Genomic DNA, 18,097 nt, shown 5'->3' with positions numbered 1-18,097 from the left:
TATAAGTTGATTTTCTACAGGTGCGTCATGTCCTCACCCGCTCAATGCTATTAGGAGTTGACTGTCGGCGGAGCGAAACTAATCAAGCTCTTCAGCTCCTCAATCGAATTTTCAGACGATTCCCATTCGACAAACTCATCCTTAAGTGTGTTGATTAAACTGTTCACTGATCGGACCTTGTAACACAAATCCCTGAGCACTTCAGCCATTTTAAGTTCGTTATCATTTGGGACGCGATAGCGAGTCATAATTTCCTCGTAATTATCGTACCCGTCCCAAGCATTATTTCGCTCGCCGCGGTGCAGCACACCTAGACGTAGATCTTGATTGTTCTCATAATGTGGTAGCAGTTGACTATAGCTGTCTACGACGCGGATATTGGTCATTGCAAGGTAGAACAGTAAAGAGTCGCGTCCCAGCTGAAATTGATTGTTGTATGTTTTGTATTCAAGCACTTCGTTAAACAAGCTGCCCAGTACTTTGAGTAGCCGGCTGCAGTACTCACCGAGCACCATGTCCTTCTTGAATGACGATATTTCTAGAGATGCCTTGGAATGAATAAAGCAAAGCAGGGTGTCAACAGCAATGTTTACTTCCTTCTCTAATGCCAGGATGATTGTAAGATTTTTACTGGAGTCGCCTGTCCTGCGATGTCTATAGGCATTGCTATAATTTAATATCCTGCTTTCGAGAGTTATCAGTAGCTCGTTGGCAGCTTTAGATAGGGATTCACATTTAGGTGCTCTGATCTGAATGTTGCTGTATGAAATGGAGTCATGCCAGTAGCTATACATAGCCTTATATTTGGTAATAACTTCCTCATCACCGGCGTTATTGTGCAACGAGTGGAGCGCCTCAATCACCGGTGAAAAATCAACCAGAACCGGCGCATGATGATCCCGGGGCCGCACCAGCTCGAAAAACTCAGGAATTGAGAGGCTTTCTGATAGGTAACCAATCTGGCCGTTGGTTTTTCTAACCCCTACAAACAGCTGAGTTCTTTTTCCTGCTTCGTTATCCATTCGGCACCTATTAGGTCAAGAAAAAATTACTCAATCCGCACACCAAGACAGATCGTTGGTCTGTTCCGGATTGAGAAAATAGGATAAGAAGGATTGGTCGATGTGGCTAGTCGGTTACAGGATAGGAACACAACTCATTCCGCGCTAGCCTCACATTCGGTTGCATTTGCAATGGCCGGATCCAGGCTAGAGGCATCTGCCTTTGGACCGATAGGGGTCTTTCGCCAGGTAGCACACGCCGGCTCCGAGCGGGCGTAAGCTACATCAACTGACTGATCGTCGACACGAATGCGTCTATGAGCTGGGGTGTGTACTCACGCAGTACTACGTAAAAAAGATGTCTCGTGATGAGTTTTAGAACAGGAATGGTTTTTTTGAGTTTGTTTTTAGGCTTTGACATTAATGGTATTAATTTGTGTAACCCTTTATATAAATGTTAATGACCTCGAGTCAAGCATAATGAAGCATCTGGCTGGATTGTAGCTCAGGGTCTTAAATCGCTTGGATCAGATGACGGCTTTACCCGCGGTGGAAGCGCTCGACCCAAAGCAGACACAGCCCAAAGCTCAGTTTTCAGCACCTTCTCCGCCAGCCGGAGGCGCGAACATCAAGCGTTCGCCGTGGGTCGATGCTGTCAGGGGGGCATGTGGGTGTAGGATGGAGGCTCCCCCAGCAACCCAAAAAGGAGCCGCCCCTTATGAGTGAATCCGTGCGGACAACCGTAAAATGCCAAGACCCAGGTGATGGTTCTGGAGATGTCATCATTGACCTCCCCGACGATATCCTCGAATGCATGGGGCTCCACATTGGTGATTCCCTGACCATAGAATTGATAGGCGGGAGCATAGTGCTCAAGCCAATTCGTGATGCGGACGCCCAGCCCTAAGGCAGCTATCGACCCGAAGCTGCCCTTCACGAAGGGCAGAAATCGGCCATAAGCGGACGTTCGTGAGCGACTGTTTTCGCCCAAGAACAAACATTCAGGCACAGAGACTTCCTCTGGGCGGTTGCTGAGCATGGGCCAGACGGATGAGCGATTCGCTGCCCTGTGCCGATTCATTCGCCTGATCAGCAAAGTGTCCAGTGACATAAACGAATGGAAGTGATGTTCAAGTTGGTCTCCTCGGAGACCACGCTTGTTTCTTTCTAGCGCTGCCGATCTGGATGTTCATCTCAGAAATGACATCGATGCCCTCGGCGATCTCCTTCAGCGCGGCGGCAGGGCATATTGGCCTTCACAACGCTGTCGCTCACCTGCTCGTGGTTGACCATCATCTGATCGACTACTATGAGTGTGCCACTCTGCAAGCTATCAGTGGAAATGGATCTCGCTTACGGATGCACGTTTTGTATGCGGCTCACAGTACTTATGTGCTTTTATAGTTGCGGTCGGGAATCGACCATTGCTCTTTACCCGGTCAAAAAAGGAGATGTGGTTTGCCATCTAAATACAATTTTTATGTTCTCGCCTACCGCCAGAGTATTCCCTCTTCGATTCGTCCTTTTTTCGTCCTCAGAACCGATAACTGGGATGACTATGGAAACAAAGTTCAGTTCCATCTCAGCTGTGTCGATGAAGACGGCAAAGAGAGTCGCTTGGGCGCGGTCAAGATTCTCCAACGAACCAACGCGGATGGTGAACCTATTGAGGTAGCGGTAACCACAAAATTGCCAGACCAATTTTCCGTGTTAGGCGAAGATTTCATCTCGCTTGGTCAAGAGGATGGATATTACCGGGACCTTCACAAGCTCCTAGGCAGGAAGTCCAGAGGTGTGCTCGAAGCACTAGGTGATATCGCATGGCTACCTCAACTCGCTACAGACTTCGAACCAACCACAGCTTTTCGCAACGCATTGATGCGGGAGAACGGAGCACATCGCGCCCGCCGTTTTGGTGCCGCGTGGGCTGTAGGGGAGTCTGTCAATGAGGAGTCCGCTTTCAGGTACGTAGGCTCCATCGAGGGGGCGGATGTGGGCGTGGAAGCTTGCTTTGCCTTCGATGGTTACGATGCAATACCAGGTCGCATCGTTGGCATCATCGGCCGCAACGCCGTAGGCAAGACGCGATTTCTTGCAAGCCTTGGCGCCGACCTCGCACAGATTTCCCGTACTTCAGCTGAGAAACTGATGGAGCGTGAAGAGCGCTTTCCTGACGGGCGCCCTTTATTCACGCGCATTATCGCCATTTCGTACAGTGCCTTCGATCGCTTCAAGCGTCCGGCACCGGACAGTTCGAGCAGCTATGTTTATTGCGGCATTCGGAATGACAAAGGTGGGCTCTCACGCGCCTCGCTGATCGAGAGCTATCATCGGAATCAAAGGCGTATCATCGAACAGGGCTTGGAGGACCAGTGGGTCGATTACATGCAAACCATCTTAGGGGATCTGAGTGACGACCTGGTGGCTAGCCTAGAAGCAGAAATCTCCACATCGACTACAGCGACTAACGCTTTGTCGGTCTTGAGTTCCGGCCAGTCCATTCTTGCTCACTTCGTTACGGCCCTGCTTGCGTGGATTCAACCTAACTCGCTGGTCCTGTTTGACGAGCCCGAAACGCACCTTCACCCCAACGCCGTCGCCAGCTTGTTCCTTGTCCTGTCAAAGATCTTGAGTAAGTTCGACTCCTATGCAGTCGTCGCCACTCATTCGCCTGTTGTCATTCAAGAAATTCCAGCGAACCGTGTTCTTGTGTTCCAACGCGAGCAGAATGTGACCATCGCCCAGCCCTTGCAGTTGGAGAGCTTCGGTGAAAGCGTGACCGAGCTTACCCGGCACGTGTTTGAGACCTATGAGGTTGAGAGCGTCTACCGGCGCACACTCAAGAAACTGGCTAACAGGGAGTCAATTGAAGAAGTTCTAGCTCGATTTGAGCACGGACTGAGTCTCAGTGCCGAAGCCTACCTCCTAGCACAATATGCCAAGAAGGCGAGCAACACATGAAAACTCTGACTGCCTTACCTCACAATCCGGCTTATTTGGACCGGTATGTATCCATTCGAGACATCAAGCACAAAAAAACCAAGGCCCCCCTCGTGGCAGCTCATGCATTGCTTGAAGCTCGATACGAGGCGTATGCACAGGCTATCGACCGCGGTAATTTGGGTGGGCTTTCAAAAAACGACAAAGCGATTGAGCTCCGTGACTTTCTGCGTTCTTGCTACAACGTGTCCACGCAACCTCTAAAGGACCTGAAAAAGGCCATTAAAGACGCCCAGCCCAAGCGGCTTCTGAAATACTGCCCAATGTGCGGAACAACAATCCCCGGCACCTTTGATCATTACATGCCTGCGATCAGCTTTCCCGAGTTTTCTGTGCATCCCCTGAATTTGGTTCCCTGCTGTGCAAAGTGCAACTCGACGAAGGACGATGACTGGTTGTGCGCAGCAGGAAAACGCCAGTTCTTACACGCCTACTCGGACCAGGTGCCTGATGTACAATTTGTGTCGGTGACGCTCCACGAGAATCACACCGGTAGTGCCGTTGGTGCAGCCTTTGCGCTGCTAAGACCCGCTGGTGTGCCTAATCAGCAATGGGATCTCATCGACACCCATTTCCGACGTCTCAAGCTAATTGACCGCTACGACGAGCGCGGGAATGATGAAGTAGCCGAGATCCTGTCGGATTGCCAAACGTTCCTTGAGGCGGGAGGCCAGCAGGTTCGAACCTTTCTAAGGAAGCGCGCAGAGGACCGAGCTGCGGTCTATGGAAGAAATCATTGGATTGCCGTGCTGATGGGGGCCATGTGGCAGCATCCCAACTTTGAGGACTGGCTCGGTGTCTTCTAAACCTGCTTGGAGCAGTCGAGCAGATTCGCGACGCGGACCCTATCCGGTGTAGCCGGTCACTCGAACCGGCCCCACGCTTAAGGACCGTGCCAGGCTGGAACAGCGCACCGAAATTCATAGCCACGCGCTTTTCCCAGGCAAAGCATCGTAAAGCCGTCTTTAACCCATAAGCAGTCCTGTCGTTGTCAAGGTTACTGGGCATGGTAAGGATGGCCAACACCGCAGACTGCAGCCGAGGAATGCTCAGCTTGTGCTAGCCGCTGCCGTGGCATTTGTCGATTTCGTATCGGAAACGCATCGATACCGAGAGGCAAACAACAATATGAGAATCCCTGGCAGCAAATGATTTCCGGGGTTGACGGCCGTGCTAGCGGTTTCGAAACCATGTTGGATAAGCATCCGCCTGGCAGTCACGAGGATCTTCTCCTCGCCTGAAGTGATGAGGCTCTCCTCAAACTAAGAGGATCATGCCGCGTCCATCGGGGCATTCGGCTCAGTGAAATTACGTGGTAGGTGTCTAACGAGGTCGCCGTAGCAAGCCACCTTAGGGGGAGGCCGCTTTGACCAGCAACCAACTGTCACTCGCTTCAGGTTGGGACCGCCTGTCGGGGAGGATGTGTACGTATTCCGGTTTCCCTCACAGAAGATTCTATCGCCTGCAGGATGCGCTGCGAGCAGGATCATCGAATCCGCTTCAAAGCCGCGTGGCTCCTGGCTGAGACAGTTTTAATTCTTTAGAGCATGGAGCCGAAAGGCCATTTTTTGGGTGTTGTGACAGATTTGCGCTTTATTCAAGCACGGCTACAGCCCGCGAAAGCCGGGGCGTATTGAGACCGTTTTTCATCTTCAAGATCAGGAGGACGCCGCACAGGCGCCCTCCCTTTATGCTGTCTTCCTTCCTTTCAACGTCTCCCCGCAACCTGTCCGAGCAGGTAAAAACGCATATTGGATATGCAGCACTGGCGCATCGTGTATGCGTGAAACGTCATATCCTTCTGGTGCTTAATGTGGCCGTGCCTTGCGGCCTAGCGATGCAGCAACACACTGGTCGACCCAGGATGGGCGATCCGACAACAAGAACAAGAGAAGTCATCGACATGGATGTGAGATGTGATCAGCTCAAGACGCTGACGGGTACGCTGTGCCTGGCATTTGCCACCGGCCTGCCGCTGTCGGCTGCGGCGGCCTATCAGGACACTGGCCGCCTGGGCGACCCTGCCAGCTGGCGGTCGGTCGAATACCTGCAGGACTGGGGCCTGGAGCGCATGCAGGCGAGCCAGGCCTATGCCGCCGGGTTCACCGGTGCCGGGGTCAGCATCGGCGCCCTGGACTCGGGATTCGATCCCGCCCATCCCGAAGCCAGCCCCGGGCGTTTCCACGCGGTCACCGCAACCGGCCAGTACCTCGACGGTACTCCGTTCAGTGTGTCCGGGGTGCTCAATGGCGCCAACGACAGCCACGGTACCCATGTCACCGGCACCATGGGTGCGGCCCGTGATGGCGTGGGCATGCACGGCGTGGCCTTCAATGCCCAGGTATACGTGGGCAACACCAACAAGAATGACAAGTTCCTGTTCGGCACCGATCCCGATCCGCGGTATTTCAAGGCGGTCTACGATGCCCTGGTGGATGCCGGGGCGCGGGCGATCAACAACAGCTGGGGCAGCCAGCCCAAGGATGTCAGCTACCAGACCCTCGGCGACCTGCGCGCGGCCTACGCCCAGCATTTCCAGCAGGCCACCTGGCTCGATGCCGCTGGCGATGTGGCGCGTCGGGGTGTGATCAATGTGTTCAGCGCCGGCAACAGCGGTTATGCCAATGCCAGCGTGCGCTCGGCGCTGCCGTACTTCCAGCCGGAACTGGAAGGGCACTGGCTGGCGGTGTCGGGCCTGGACAAGAACAACCAGCAGAAATACAACCAGTGCGGCATCGCCAAATACTGGTGCCTGGCGACCCCCGGGGCGGCAATCACCAGTACCGTGCCCGGTGGCGGCTATGCCACCTACAACGGCACCTCGATGGCCGCGCCCCATGCTACCGGGGCCTTGGCTGTGGTCATGGAGCGTTATCCCTATCTGAACAACCAGCAGGCCTTGCAAGTGCTGCTGACCACATCGCGCCAGCTCGATGGCTCGCCGACCCAGGCACCCAGCGAGCGGGTGGGCTGGGGCGTTCCGGACCTGGGCCGGGCCCTGCACGGCCCAGGGCAGTTGTTGGGGGAGTTCAACGTCAACCTGGAGCGTGGGCAGGGCGATACCTGGAGCAACGGTATCTCCGACCAGGCGCTGGTGCAGCGTCAGGCCGAGGACGTCGCGGAACGTCAGGCCTGGCAGCAGACCCTCAAGGATCGCGGCTGGGAGCATGGCCTGGCAGCTGGCGCCAGCCAGCAGGACCGCAGCGACTATGCCCTGGGCATGGCCCGTGACGCAGCGGCTGCGCAGCGGGTTTACCAAGGCAGCCTGGTCAAGTCCGGGGCCGGCTGGTTGGTGCTCACGGGTGACAGCAGCTACCGCGGCCCGACCCGCGTCGATGGCGGGTTGCTGGCGGTCAACGGCAGCCTGCAATCAGCGGTGACGGTCAATGCTGGCGGTACAGTGGGCGGCAATGGCCGGGTCGGTGCCCTGATTGCCAACGCTGGGGGCGTGGTGGCCCCGGGTAACTCCATCGGCACCTTGAATGTCGCCGGCAACCTGGACTTGCAGCCGGGTTCGACCTATCAGGTGGAGCTGTCGCCCACGGCCAGCGACCGACTCGTGGTGGATGGCCAGGCCAGCGTCGCTGGCGCCAATCTCAGTCTGGTGCCCCAGGCCCGGCCGAACCTGCTCGCCGGTGGCCCGGTCACCAGCCTGGTGGGGCGCCAGTTCGACATCCTGCAGGCGGCAGGCGGCGTCGATGGGCGCTTCGCCCAGGTCCAGCCCGGCTACCTGTTCCTTGGGACCGTGCTCGACTATTCGGCCAACGGTGTGCAGTTGGACGTGACGCGCAGCGCGGCGACGTTCGACAGCATCGCTGTCACGCCCAACCAGCTCGCCAGCGGCGCCGCCGTTGAGCGCCTGGGGCCGGGCAATCCGGTGTATGAAAGCCTGCTGCTCTCGACCTCGGCGGACCAGGCCCGGGACGGCCTGCGCCAGCTCGCCGGAGAGATCTACCCGGCGTTGGACTCGATGCTGCTCAGCCAGGGCTCGGTGTTGCGTGATGCCTTGGGCGAGCGTGTGCAAGGCGCCGCACTGCCTGCCAATGCGCCTGGCACGACGGCGCGCGAGACAGACTCGACCCAGCTCTGGCTCAAAGGCCTGGGCAGTTGGGGGCGCATCGAGGGCGTGCAGGGCAGCGAGTCCTATACCAGCTCCCTGGGCGGCATGCTGCTGGGCCTGGACCGGGACTTCGACGAGCAGACCCGCGCCGGCCTGGCCGCCGGCTACAGCGACAGCTCCCTGGGCATGGGCGGCAGCCACTCCCGGGCCACGGTCGACAGCTACCACCTGGGCGCCTATGTCCGCCACGACGTCGACCAGTTGCGCTTGAGCCTGGGCGGCAGCTACAGCTGGCACCGCGCCGAAGTTCGTCGCGACTTGGCCTATGCCGAGGTGTCCGGCCGCCAGCGCGCGCGGATCGATGCCCGCAGCCAGCAGCTGTTTGCCGAGGCGGCCTATCTCCTGGCGTTGCCGGCGGTGCAACTGGAGCCGTTCGCCAACCTGACCTACCAGCATCTGGACCGTGATGGCTTCCATGAGAAGGGCGATGCCGCAGCGTTGCAGGCGGGCGACGAGCAACGTGATGCCTGGTTGAGCACCTTGGGCCTGCGTGGGCGCCAGCAATGGCAAGTGGGCCCGCAGCAGGACCTGCAACTGGCGGCAAGCCTGGGCTGGCAGCACCGGCTGAGCGGAACCCAGGACCGCGAGCACCTGGCCTTTGCCGGCAGTGACCTGCCGTTCCGGGTGGAGACGGCGCCGGCCTTGCGCGATGCCGCGCTGGTCGGGCTCCAGGCACGGGTGGGCCTGACCCGCGACCTGGACCTGAGCCTGGACTACCAGGGGCGCCTGGCCAGTCGTGAACAACAGCATGGCGCGGGGCTCAACCTGCAATGGCGTTTCTGAGGTGTCGTGGCGCCAGTTGCTGCAATACGGAGTTCGACCAACGCGGTATTCAATCCATACAACTAAGGAAGGTCGTAGTGAAGCGAGTCAGACAGGATGACAGCGCACTTGGGCAGGGCTGGGCCCTGGCGCCGCTGGGGCGGGTATTGGTGGGCTGGGTGGCGTTGATGGGCACGGCCCAGGCCGCACCCTATGTGGAGAGTGGCCGCCTCGGCGACGCCAGCAGCTGGCGCAGCAGCGAATTCAAGGCCGACTGGGGGCTCGGGGCGATCCACGCCGACAGCGCCTATGCCGCCGGCTACAGCGGCAAGGGGGTGAAGCTGGGGATCTTCGACCAGCCGGTGTACGCCGCGCACCCTGAGTTCGCCGGCAAGGACAAGATCGTGACCCTGGTCACCAGCGGCATCCGCCAATACACCGACCCCTACATTCCGGTGAAAGCCGGCGATGCCTTCCGCTACGACGGCAGCCCTTCGGTAGGTTCGGATGGCAAGCTCGGCTCCCATGGCACCCACGTCGGCGGGATCGCCGCCGGCAACCGTGACGGCGTGGAGATGCATGGCGTGGCCTTCGATGCGCAGATCATCAGCGCCGACAACGGCGACCCCGGCCCCGAGGATGGCATCGTCCTGGGCAACGATGGCGCGGTGTACAAGGCCGGCTGGGACAGCCTGGTGGCCAGCGGCGCACGAATCATCAACAACAGCTGGGGCATCGGCATCACCGACCGCTTCGCCAAGGGCGGGCGCAATCCGGACTTCCCGCATTTCACCGTGGACGATGCCCGGGCACAGTTCGCGCAGATCCAGCCGTTGCTGGGCACCTTGCCCGGTGGCGCCTATGACGGGGCCATCGCCGCTGCCCGCAGCGGGGTCCTGACGATCTTCGCCGCCGGCAACGACTACAACCTGAACAACCCCGATGCGATTGCCGGGCTGGGCTATTTCGTACCGGAGATCGCCCCCAACTGGATGACCGTGGCGGCGTTGCAGCAGAACCCCGACACCAGCAGCGCCAACCCGTACGTGATCAGCACGTTCTCTTCGCGCTGCGGCTATACCGCAAGCTTCTGCGTATCGGCCCCCGGCACCCGCATCTACAGCGCGGTGATTGGCGGTACCAGCCTGGCGGACCTGACCCAGGGTTACGCCAACAAGAACGGTACCTCCATGGCCGCGCCCCATGCCGCCGGCGCAGCGGCGGTGCTGATGGAGCGCTTCCCGTACATGAGCGGTGCGCAGATCGCCAGCGTGCTGCGCACCACCGCCACCGACATGGGCGCGCCGGGCATCGATTCCTTGTATGGCTGGGGCATGATCAACCTGGACAAGGGTATCCGCGGCCCCGGCATGTTGGTTACCGAGCAGGACATTCCCGAGGAGTTGCGGATCGCCGGCGGCTACGGCCCGAGCCAGTTCGTCGCTGATCTGCCGGGTGTCGGCGCCCTGGTGGATGCTGGCAGGCCTACCGAAAGGCGCTGCAACGATCTGAGCTGCGTGCTGGATTTGTGGAGCAACGATATCTCCGGGCATGGCGGCCTGACCAAGCAGGGCATCGGCACCCTGGTGCTCAGCGGTAACAACACCTATGCCGGGCCGACGCTGGTCAACCAGGGGCGGCTGGCGGTCAATGGTTCGCTGCAATCGACCGTGACGGTCAACGACGGCGGCGTGCTGGGCGGCAATGGCCGGATCGGCGCGCTGGTGGTCAACCGCGGCGGTGTGGTGGCGCCCGGCAACTCCATCGGCACCTTGCGCGTGGCTTCCGACGTGACCTTCCAGCCAGGCTCGACCTATGCGGTGGAGGTGGACAGCACCGGCAGCGATCGTCTGGTCAGCGATGGCCAGATAGCCGTGGGCGGTGCCAACCTGGCCCTGGACCTGCAGAACCCTGGCGTTTCGCTGCAGTCCCAGCAGGCCACCAGCCTGGTCGGGCGGCAGTTCGACATCGTGGATGCCGCAGGCGGCGTGCAAGGCAGTTTTGCCCAAGTGCAGTCCAACGCGCTGTTCCTCGGTGGTGGCTTGGCGTATAGCGGCAGTGGGGTGCGGCTGGCGGTGCAGCGTAATGCCACCTCGTTCGCCAGTGTCGGCCTGACCGCCAACCAGCGTTCGGTGGCCGCGGCGGCCGATCGGCTCGGCGCGGGCAACCCGGTCTACGAGAGCCTGCTGTTGTCGGCCGATGCCGCCAGCGCCCAGCAGGCGTTCGACCAACTGTCCGGCGAAATCCACCCGGCGGTGGGTAACTTGCTGCTCAGCGACAGCCGCCAGTTGCGCGACGCCGTGGGCGAGCGTACCCGGCTGCAGGCTGTGGAAGGCCAGGACAACGGCCTGTGGGTCAAGGCCCTGGGCGCCTGGGGCAAGGCCGATGGTGATTCCGGACATGCGCGCTATAGCAGTTCGATTGGCGGCATGCTGCTGGGGATCGACGGGCAGATGAGTGAAGACACCCGTGTCGGCATCTTCACTGGCTACAGCGACAGTTCGCTGAGCATGGGCGATGGCCGTCATTCCTCGGCCAGCGTCGACAGCTACCACTTGGGTGCCTATGCCGGCAAGGAACTGGAGCAGCTGCGCCTGAGCGTGGGCGCCAGCCACAGCTGGCACCGTATCGAGACCAAGCGCGAACTGCAGTACAACGAGGTCAGCGATCGCCAGAAGAGCAAGCGCGACGCCCAGAGCACCCAGGTGTTCGGCGAGGCGGCCTGGAAGGTCGAACTGCCGAGCGTGGCGCTGGAGCCGTTCGCCAATCTGGCCTACGTGCATATCGCCAGCGACAGCTTCAGGGAGCATGGCGGCGCTGCCGCGCTCAAGGGCGGGCAGGATAACCGCGATGCCTGGCTCTCGACCTTGGGCATGCGGGCCGGCAAGCAACTGCAGTTGTCCAGCGGCCAGGCGGTTGAGCTTGCCGCCACTCTGGGCTGGCAGCACAACCTGAATTCCACCGGGGCCGACCAGCATTTGGCGTTCGCGGGCCAGGGCGATACCTACAAGGTTCAGGCGCTGTCACTGGATCGTGATGCGGCGGTGGTCGGTGCGCGGGTGGGGATCGCCCTGGGTCGCCAGGCCCGGGTCAACCTGGACTACAACGGACTGCTGGGTAGTCGCGACAAGAGCCACGGGGTCGGCTTGACCCTGGATTGGGCGTTCTAACGCTAAGGTCTCAGTGCTTTGTAGTCAAAAAGGCCCCTGCATTAGCGGGGGCTTTTAAGTTCTGCAGATAAGCATTTTCGGCGCAATGTGAAATCCGTAGCAGTTCGTCGTTGTAGGACGTTTCTACAACCAGCGTCTGGCATGGATCAATGTTTTCTCCCCGAGTTTGCCCTAACGTCCCCCGACCCATCAGTCATCAAGGACGACAGGAAATGCAGACGCTGCAACGAAAGCACGATATCCAGCCATTGGAAGGCGATGAAATGACCCTCCTGGTCAATGGCCTGCCTGCGGTCGCCAGTGCCGGCGAAACCGTACTCAGCGTGCTCAACGCCGTTGGCCTACGCCAGCTGGCGCGTAACGATCATGGCCAGCTCAGCGGTGCCTACTGCGGTATGGGTATCTGCCATTGCTGCCTGGTGCAGATCGACGGTCGTCCCAAGCGTCGCGCCTGCCAGACCATCGTCAAACCGGGCATGCACATCGAGACCGAGGTCAACCGCATGCATGAGGAGGCCCATCCATGAGCCTTCGTCCTGTGATCGTCGGTGGCGGCTCGGCCGGCATGGGCGCGGCCATCGAGCTGGCCGAACATGGCGTGGATTGCCTGCTGTTCGACGAGGCCTCGCGCCCCGGTGGCGTGGTCTATCGTGGCCCGTTGCGCGCCGGCGTCGACTTGGGCTACCTGGGCCCGCGCTACACCAAGGCCCTGACCAAGCTGCACGAAGACTTTGCCGCCTGCGCCGAGCGCATCGACCTGCGCCTGAACCATCGCGTGGTGGGCGGTGACGACCAGCGGCTGATGGTCCTCGATGGCGACGAGCGCCTGCACGAGATCGACTATTCCCACCTGCTGCTGGCCGCCGGTTGCCATGAACGCAACGTGCCGTTCCCTGGCTGGACCTTGCCGGGCGTGATCCTGCTCGGTGGTTTGCAACTGCAGATCAAGAGCGGTGTGGTCAAGCCACTGGGCAGTACCCTGATTGCGGGTACCGGGCCTTTGCTGCCACTGGTCGCCTGCCAGCTGCACGCCGCCGGTGCCAAGGTGGCGGGGGTGTACGAGGCCTGCTCGTTCAACCGCATCGCCAAGGAAAGCCTGGCGCTGATGAACAAGCCGCAGCTGTTCCTCGATGGCCTGAGCATGCTCGCCTACATGAAGCTCAACGGCATCCCCATGCATTACGGCTGGGGCGTGGTGGGCGCCACGGGTGAGGGCGAGTTGCAGGAAGTCGAGGTCGCACCCTATACCCAGGACTGGCAGCCGGACATGAGCCGTGTCCAGCGCGAGCAGGTGCGCACGCTGGCAGTGGGCTATGGCTTCATCCCGCGTACCCAGCTCAGCCAGCAACTGGGCCTGGCCCATGGCTTCAGCGAGGACGGCTACCTGCGTGCCGAATGCAACGTGTGGCAGCAAAGCAGCCAGCCGAACATTCACCTGGCGGGCGACATGGCCGGGATCCGCGGCGGCGAGGCGGCCATGCTGACCGGGCGCATCGCCGCGGTTTCGATGCTCCACCAGTTGGGCAAGCTCGACGCCGAGCAGGCGATCGAGCGCCGGGAGCGCTACCTGGGCAAGCTGGCGGCGATCAAGCGCTTCCGCTCCGGGGTGGAACGCTACACCGCGCGCGGCGCGGCGCAGATCGAGCTGCCCCGGGCCGACACGGTCATCTGCCGCTGCGAGCATGTCACCCGCGACCAGATCGACCTGGCCCTCGAGCAGGGTGTGCAGGACATGGCCAGCCTGAAGATGCGCACCCGGGTGAGCATGGGCGATTGCCAGGGGCGCATGTGCGTCGGTTACTGCAGCGACCGCCTGCGCAGCGCCACCGGGCGCAAGGACGTGGGCTGGCTGCGCCCGCGCTTCCCGGTGGACCCGATCCCGTTTTCCGCATTCGAACAACTCGGCACGGAGGCCTGAACATGAACAAGCACTACGACATCATCATCGCCGGTGGTGGGGTTATCGGCGCGTCCTGCGCCTACCAGCTGTCCAAGCGCCGCAACCTGAAGATCGCCCTGATCGACTGCAAGCGCCCGGGCAACGCCACCCGCGCCTCGGCCGGCGGCCTATGGGCCATCGGCGAATCGGTGGGTCTGGGTTGCGGGGTGATCTTCTTTCGCATGATGTCCTCGCGCAGCAAGCGCGAGGCCAATGGCGCGGCGGTGGTGGTCGATTCGAGCACGCCGCATATCCTGCCGGAATGCTTCTTCGACTTCGCCTTGCAGTCCAATGCGATTTATCCACAGCTGCACCAGGAACTGATCGAACGCCACGGCATGGATTTCAAGTTCGAGCGCACTGGGCTCAAGTACATCATCCAGGATGAAGAAGACCAGCTGTACGCCGAGCACATCGTCAAGCAGATCCCGCACCTGGCCGACCAGGTGCGCTGGCTCGACCGCGACGCGCTGCGCGCTTCGGAGCCGGCGGTGACGCTCAAGGCCAATGGCGCGCTGGAGTTTCTCTGCGATCACCAGGTCAGCCCGTTCCGCCTGGGCGATGCGTTCATGGAGGCGGCGCGGCAGAACGGCGTCGACCTGTACCCGAACGTGAACATCACCGGTGTGCTGCATGAAGGTTCACGGATCAAGGGTGTGCGAACCGCCGAGGCCGGTGAGTTCCATTGCGGCACATTGATCAATGCCGCTGGCGCCTGGGCGGCGGAACTGAGCGAGTGGGCAACCGGGGAGAGCATTCCGGTCAAGCCGGTGAAAGGCCAGATCGTGCTGACCGAGCGTCTGCCCAAGCTGCTCGATGGCTGCATCACCACCAGCGATTGCTACATGGCGCAGAAGGACAACGGCGAGATCCTGATCGGCAGTACCACCGAGGAGAAGGGCTTCGATGTCAGCAATACCTTCCCGGAGATCAACGGCTTGGTGCAAGGGGCGATCCGCTGTGTGCCACAGCTGGCGCAGGTGAACCTCAAGCGCACCTGGGCTGGCCTGCGGCCTGGGTCACCGGACGAGCTGCCGATTCTCGGGCCTGTGGATAATGTCCAAGGGTACTTCAACGCCTGTGGACATTTCCGTACCGGGATTCTGACCTCGGCGATTACTGGGGTGCTGCTGGACAAGGTTGTCCACAATGAGGCGCTGCCGTTGGATATCACACCATTCCTGGCTTCGCGGTTCCACGCAGGTGTGGATAAACAGTTGGCGCACGGTTGATGGATGCGGGGGCCGCAAAGCGGCCCCCGCAGAAGTCAGATCTGCATCGCCATCCCGTCCACATTCATCGCCGCCTGGCGCAGGGCCTCGGAGCGGGTCGGGTGCGGGTGGCAGGTGAGGGCGATGTCCTCGGCCGAGGCCGAGAACTCCATCGCCACGCAGAACTCGCCGATCATCTCGCTCACGCTCGGGCCAACCAGGTGGACGCCCAGCACCTCGTCGGTGACGGCGTCGGCGATGACCTTGGCGAAGCCCTCGGTCTCGTGGTTGATCTTGGCGCGGCTGTTGGCGCTGAAGGGGAACTTGCCGACCTTGTAGGCACGCCCTTCGGCCTTGAGCTGCTCTTCGGTCTTGCCGACGCTGGCCAGTTCCGGGCGGGTGTAGATAACGCCTGGGATGAGGTTGTAGTTGACCTCATGGGCCTTGCCGGCGATGCGCTCGATGCACGACACCGCCTCGTCCTCGGCCTTGTGCGCCAGCATCGGGCCAGAGGTGACATCGCCGATCACCCAGATGCCAGGCACCGCGCTGCGGTGATGGTCGTTGACGAGCATGCCGCGCTTGTCGGTTTGCAGCCCGGCGCTTTGCAGATTCAGGCCCTGGGTAAAAGGACGGCGGCCGATGGCTACCAGCACATAGTCGGCCTGCAGGGTTTCGGCGGTACCACCGGCGGCGGGTTCCAGGGTCAGTGTGACGCCGTCGGCAGCGGCCGTGGCCTGGGTCACCTTGCTGCCGAGCTTGAAGGTCATGCCTTGCTTGGCCAAGGCTTTCTGCAGGGTCTTGGCGGTTTCTTCGTCGGTGCCAGGGCAGATGCGGTCCAGGTATTCGATCACCGTCACTTCGGCACCCAGGCGACGCCATACCGAACCCAGCTCCAGGCCGATCACCCCGGCGCCGATGACGATCAGGTGCTTGGGCACCTGGGGCAGCGACAGGGCACCGGTGGAGTCGATGATGCGCTGGTTGTCGATGGTCACGCCAGGCAGCGGCGTGGGCTCCGAGCCGGTGGCGATGACGATGTCCTTGGCCTGCAGGGTGGTTTCGCTGCCGTCCTCGGCCTTGACGATCACCTTGCCGACCCCGTCCAGGCGGCCCCAGCCTTTGATCCAGTCGACCTTGTTCTTGCGGAACAGGTATTCGATGCCCTTGGTCAGGCCAGTCACGCTTTCATCTTTCTGCTTCATCATCTGGCCCAGGTTGAGGGTCGGCTTGACCTCGATCCCCAGGTGGGCGAACTCATCGCCACTGGCCGCCTCATACAGCTCGGAAGCGTGCAGCAATGCCTTGGAGGGCATGCAGCCGACGTTCAGGCAGGTGCCGCCCAAGGTCGAGCGACCCTCGACACAGGCCACGCTCAAGCCCAGCTGGCCCGCGCGGATCGCTGCGTTGTAGCCGCCGGGGCCGCCGCCGATGATCACCACGTCATAGGATTTCATGGGTTTCGTTACTCCGAGAGTGTGAGGAAGCGAAGAGGGCACAAGGTTAATCTGAGCGAGCAGGATTGTATACAATCCGCTGAATGGGCCGAGCCAGATAGTTCTAGACTATGGTCGTGATTACCGGAAACTTCGTACGAATGAACTACCCTGATGCGGTGACGTCCGACACATTAAGGCGTGGCGTCCCGTATCAACGAAAGGGAGGGTCATGAATGCTTGCGCAACTTCCACCTGCGTTGCAGAGCTTGCACTTACCTTTGCGCGTCAAGCTGTGGGACGGAAACCAGTTCGATCTGGGGCCGAGCCCGCAGGTCACCATCCTGGTCAAGGAGCCCCAGCTCATTACCCAGCTCACCCATCCCAACCTCAACGAGCTGGGATCAGCCTTCGTCGAGGGCAAGCTGGAGCTGGAAGGTGATATCGGCGAAGTCATCCGGGTTTGCGACGAACTCAGCGATGCCTTGCTCAAGGATGAAGATGAGGCTGTGCCGGCACGCACGGCCCATGATAAGTCCACCGATGCCGAAGCCATTTCCTATCACTACGATCTGTCCAACGAGTTCTACCAACTGTGGCTCGACCCGGACATGGTCTATTCCTGTGCCTACTTCAAGGAGCCGGACAACACCCTGGCCCAGGCCCAGCAGGACAAGTTCGACCACCTGTGCCGCAAGCTGCGCCTGCAGGCTGGGGATTACCTGCTGGATGTCGGTTGTGGCTGGGGCGGGCTGGCGCGCTTCGCCGCCCGTGAGTATGGCGCCAAGGTGTTTGGCATCACACTGAGCAAGGAGCAGCTGAAGCTGGGCCGCCAGCGGGTCAAGGAGGAGGGCCTGGCTGACAAGGTCGACCTGCAGATCCTCGACTACCGTGACCTGCCCCAGGATGGTCGCTTCGACAAGGTGGTCAGCGTCGGCATGTTCGAGCATGTTGGCCACGCCAACCTCGAGCTGTACTGCCAACGGTTGTTCGGTGCGGTGCGCGAAGGCGGCCTGGTGATGAACCATGGCATCACTGCCAAGCATGTCGATGGCCGCCCCGTCGGCCGCGGCGCGGGCGACTTCATCGATCGTTATGTGTTCCCCCATGGCGAGCTGCCGCATATCTCGATGATCACTGCGCGGATTTGCGAAGCGGGGCTGGAGGTGGTCGACATCGAGAGCCTGCGCCTGCACTACGCCAAGACCCTCAACCACTGGAGCGAGAACCTCGAGAACCAGCTGCATCGCGCCGCCGCGCTGGTGCCGGAGAAGACCTTGCGTATCTGGCGCCTGTACCTGGCCGGTTGTGCCTATGCCTTCAGCAAGGGCTGGATCAACCTCCATCAGATTCTTGCCGTGAAGCCTTACGTCGACGGTCACCACGACCTGCCGTGGACCCGTGAGGATCTGTATCGCTGACCTGTACAGCGGCGTGCTCGTCCGGCACGCCGCTGTG

The 18,097-nt window shown here is 60.8% G+C and carries 10 protein-coding genes; 8 read left to right on the top strand and 2 right to left on the bottom strand.

What is annotated here, in order from left to right; genetic code table 11:
- Positions 1–50 precede the first annotated feature (50 nt).
- On the bottom strand, positions 51–1,022 hold the full coding sequence (locus KSS90_RS25345; protein ID WP_217867731.1) for a hypothetical protein: 972 nt from the start codon (positions 1,020–1,022) through the stop codon (positions 51–53).
- A gap of 1,437 nt (positions 1,023–2,459) precedes the next feature.
- Between KSS90_RS25345 and KSS90_RS25340 the strand changes: the two genes are divergently transcribed.
- The 7 genes from KSS90_RS25340 (at position 2,460) to hcnC (ending at position 15,224) form a co-directional block, all read left to right on the top strand.
- Positions 2,460–3,962: an AAA family ATPase gene (locus KSS90_RS25340; RefSeq protein ID WP_225933112.1), complete on the top strand. Its 1,503-nt coding sequence runs from the start codon at positions 2,460–2,462 to the stop codon at positions 3,960–3,962.
- Positions 3,959–4,807 (top strand): HNH endonuclease, encoded by an 849-nt coding sequence (locus tag KSS90_RS25335; RefSeq protein ID WP_217867730.1) that lies wholly within the window; start codon positions 3,959–3,961, stop codon positions 4,805–4,807. The genes KSS90_RS25340 and KSS90_RS25335 overlap by 4 nt, the downstream gene beginning before the upstream one ends.
- A 1,097-nt stretch (positions 4,808–5,904) precedes the next feature.
- Positions 5,905–8,904: an autotransporter serine peptidase EprS gene (gene eprS, locus KSS90_RS25325; protein WP_217867729.1), complete on the top strand. Its 3,000-nt coding sequence runs from the start codon at positions 5,905–5,907 to the stop codon at positions 8,902–8,904.
- A 167-nt stretch (positions 8,905–9,071) separates the two neighbouring features.
- A complete protein-coding gene (locus KSS90_RS25320; protein WP_225933208.1) occupies positions 9,072–12,053 on the top strand; it encodes an autotransporter serine protease in 2,982 nt (993 codons plus the stop codon).
- A 212-nt stretch (positions 12,054–12,265) separates the two neighbouring features.
- On the top strand, positions 12,266–12,580 hold the full coding sequence (gene hcnA, locus KSS90_RS25315; protein WP_217867727.1) for a cyanide-forming glycine dehydrogenase subunit HcnA: 315 nt from the start codon (positions 12,266–12,268) through the stop codon (positions 12,578–12,580).
- The gene (hcnB, locus tag KSS90_RS25310; RefSeq protein ID WP_217867726.1) at positions 12,577–13,971 is read left to right on the top strand and encodes a cyanide-forming glycine dehydrogenase subunit HcnB; all 1,395 of its coding nucleotides are present in this window, start codon (positions 12,577–12,579) and stop codon (positions 13,969–13,971) included. Before hcnA ends, hcnB begins: the two co-directional genes overlap by 4 nt.
- Before the next feature lie 2 nt (positions 13,972–13,973).
- Entirely contained in the window at positions 13,974–15,224 is a 1,251-nt protein-coding gene (hcnC, locus tag KSS90_RS25305; RefSeq protein ID WP_217867725.1) for a cyanide-forming glycine dehydrogenase subunit HcnC, read from the top strand.
- Between the two features lie 35 nt (positions 15,225–15,259).
- Here the strand turns inward: hcnC and lpdA are convergent, their stop codons facing one another.
- The gene (lpdA, locus tag KSS90_RS25300; RefSeq protein ID WP_217867724.1) at positions 15,260–16,660 is read right to left on the bottom strand and encodes a dihydrolipoyl dehydrogenase; all 1,401 of its coding nucleotides are present in this window, start codon (positions 16,658–16,660) and stop codon (positions 15,260–15,262) included.
- 215 nt (positions 16,661–16,875) lie between these two features.
- Between lpdA and cfaB the strand changes: the two genes are divergently transcribed.
- A complete protein-coding gene (gene cfaB, locus KSS90_RS25295) occupies positions 16,876–18,060 on the top strand; it encodes a C17 cyclopropane fatty acid synthase CfaB (protein WP_217867723.1) in 1,185 nt (394 codons plus the stop codon).
- Positions 18,061–18,097 lie beyond the last annotated feature (37 nt).

It is taken from the genome of Pseudomonas maumuensis (genome assembly GCF_019139675.1).
GTDB lineage: Bacteria > Pseudomonadota > Gammaproteobacteria > Pseudomonadales > Pseudomonadaceae > Aquipseudomonas > Aquipseudomonas maumuensis.
The sequence above is the reverse complement of the archived record's forward strand: the minus strand, read 5'-3'. Positions and strand labels throughout refer to the sequence as shown.

Coding starts and splice junctions, on each gene's coding strand:
- hcnC (WP_217867725.1), top strand. CDS start 13,974: ATGAACAAGCACTACGACATCATCATCGCCGGTGGTGGGGTTATCGGC.
- KSS90_RS25345 (WP_217867731.1), bottom strand. CDS start 1,022: ATGGATAACGAAGCAGGAAAAAGAACTCAGCTGTTTGTAGGGGTTAGA.
- cfaB (WP_217867723.1), top strand. CDS start 16,876: ATGCTTGCGCAACTTCCACCTGCGTTGCAGAGCTTGCACTTACCTTTG.
- hcnB (WP_217867726.1), top strand. CDS start 12,577: ATGAGCCTTCGTCCTGTGATCGTCGGTGGCGGCTCGGCCGGCATGGGC.
- KSS90_RS25320 (WP_225933208.1), top strand. CDS start 9,072: ATGGGCACGGCCCAGGCCGCACCCTATGTGGAGAGTGGCCGCCTCGGC.
- eprS (WP_217867729.1), top strand. CDS start 5,905: ATGGATGTGAGATGTGATCAGCTCAAGACGCTGACGGGTACGCTGTGC.
- KSS90_RS25335 (WP_217867730.1), top strand. CDS start 3,959: ATGAAAACTCTGACTGCCTTACCTCACAATCCGGCTTATTTGGACCGG.
- lpdA (WP_217867724.1), bottom strand. CDS start 16,660: ATGAAATCCTATGACGTGGTGATCATCGGCGGCGGCCCCGGCGGCTAC.
- hcnA (WP_217867727.1), top strand. CDS start 12,266: ATGCAGACGCTGCAACGAAAGCACGATATCCAGCCATTGGAAGGCGAT.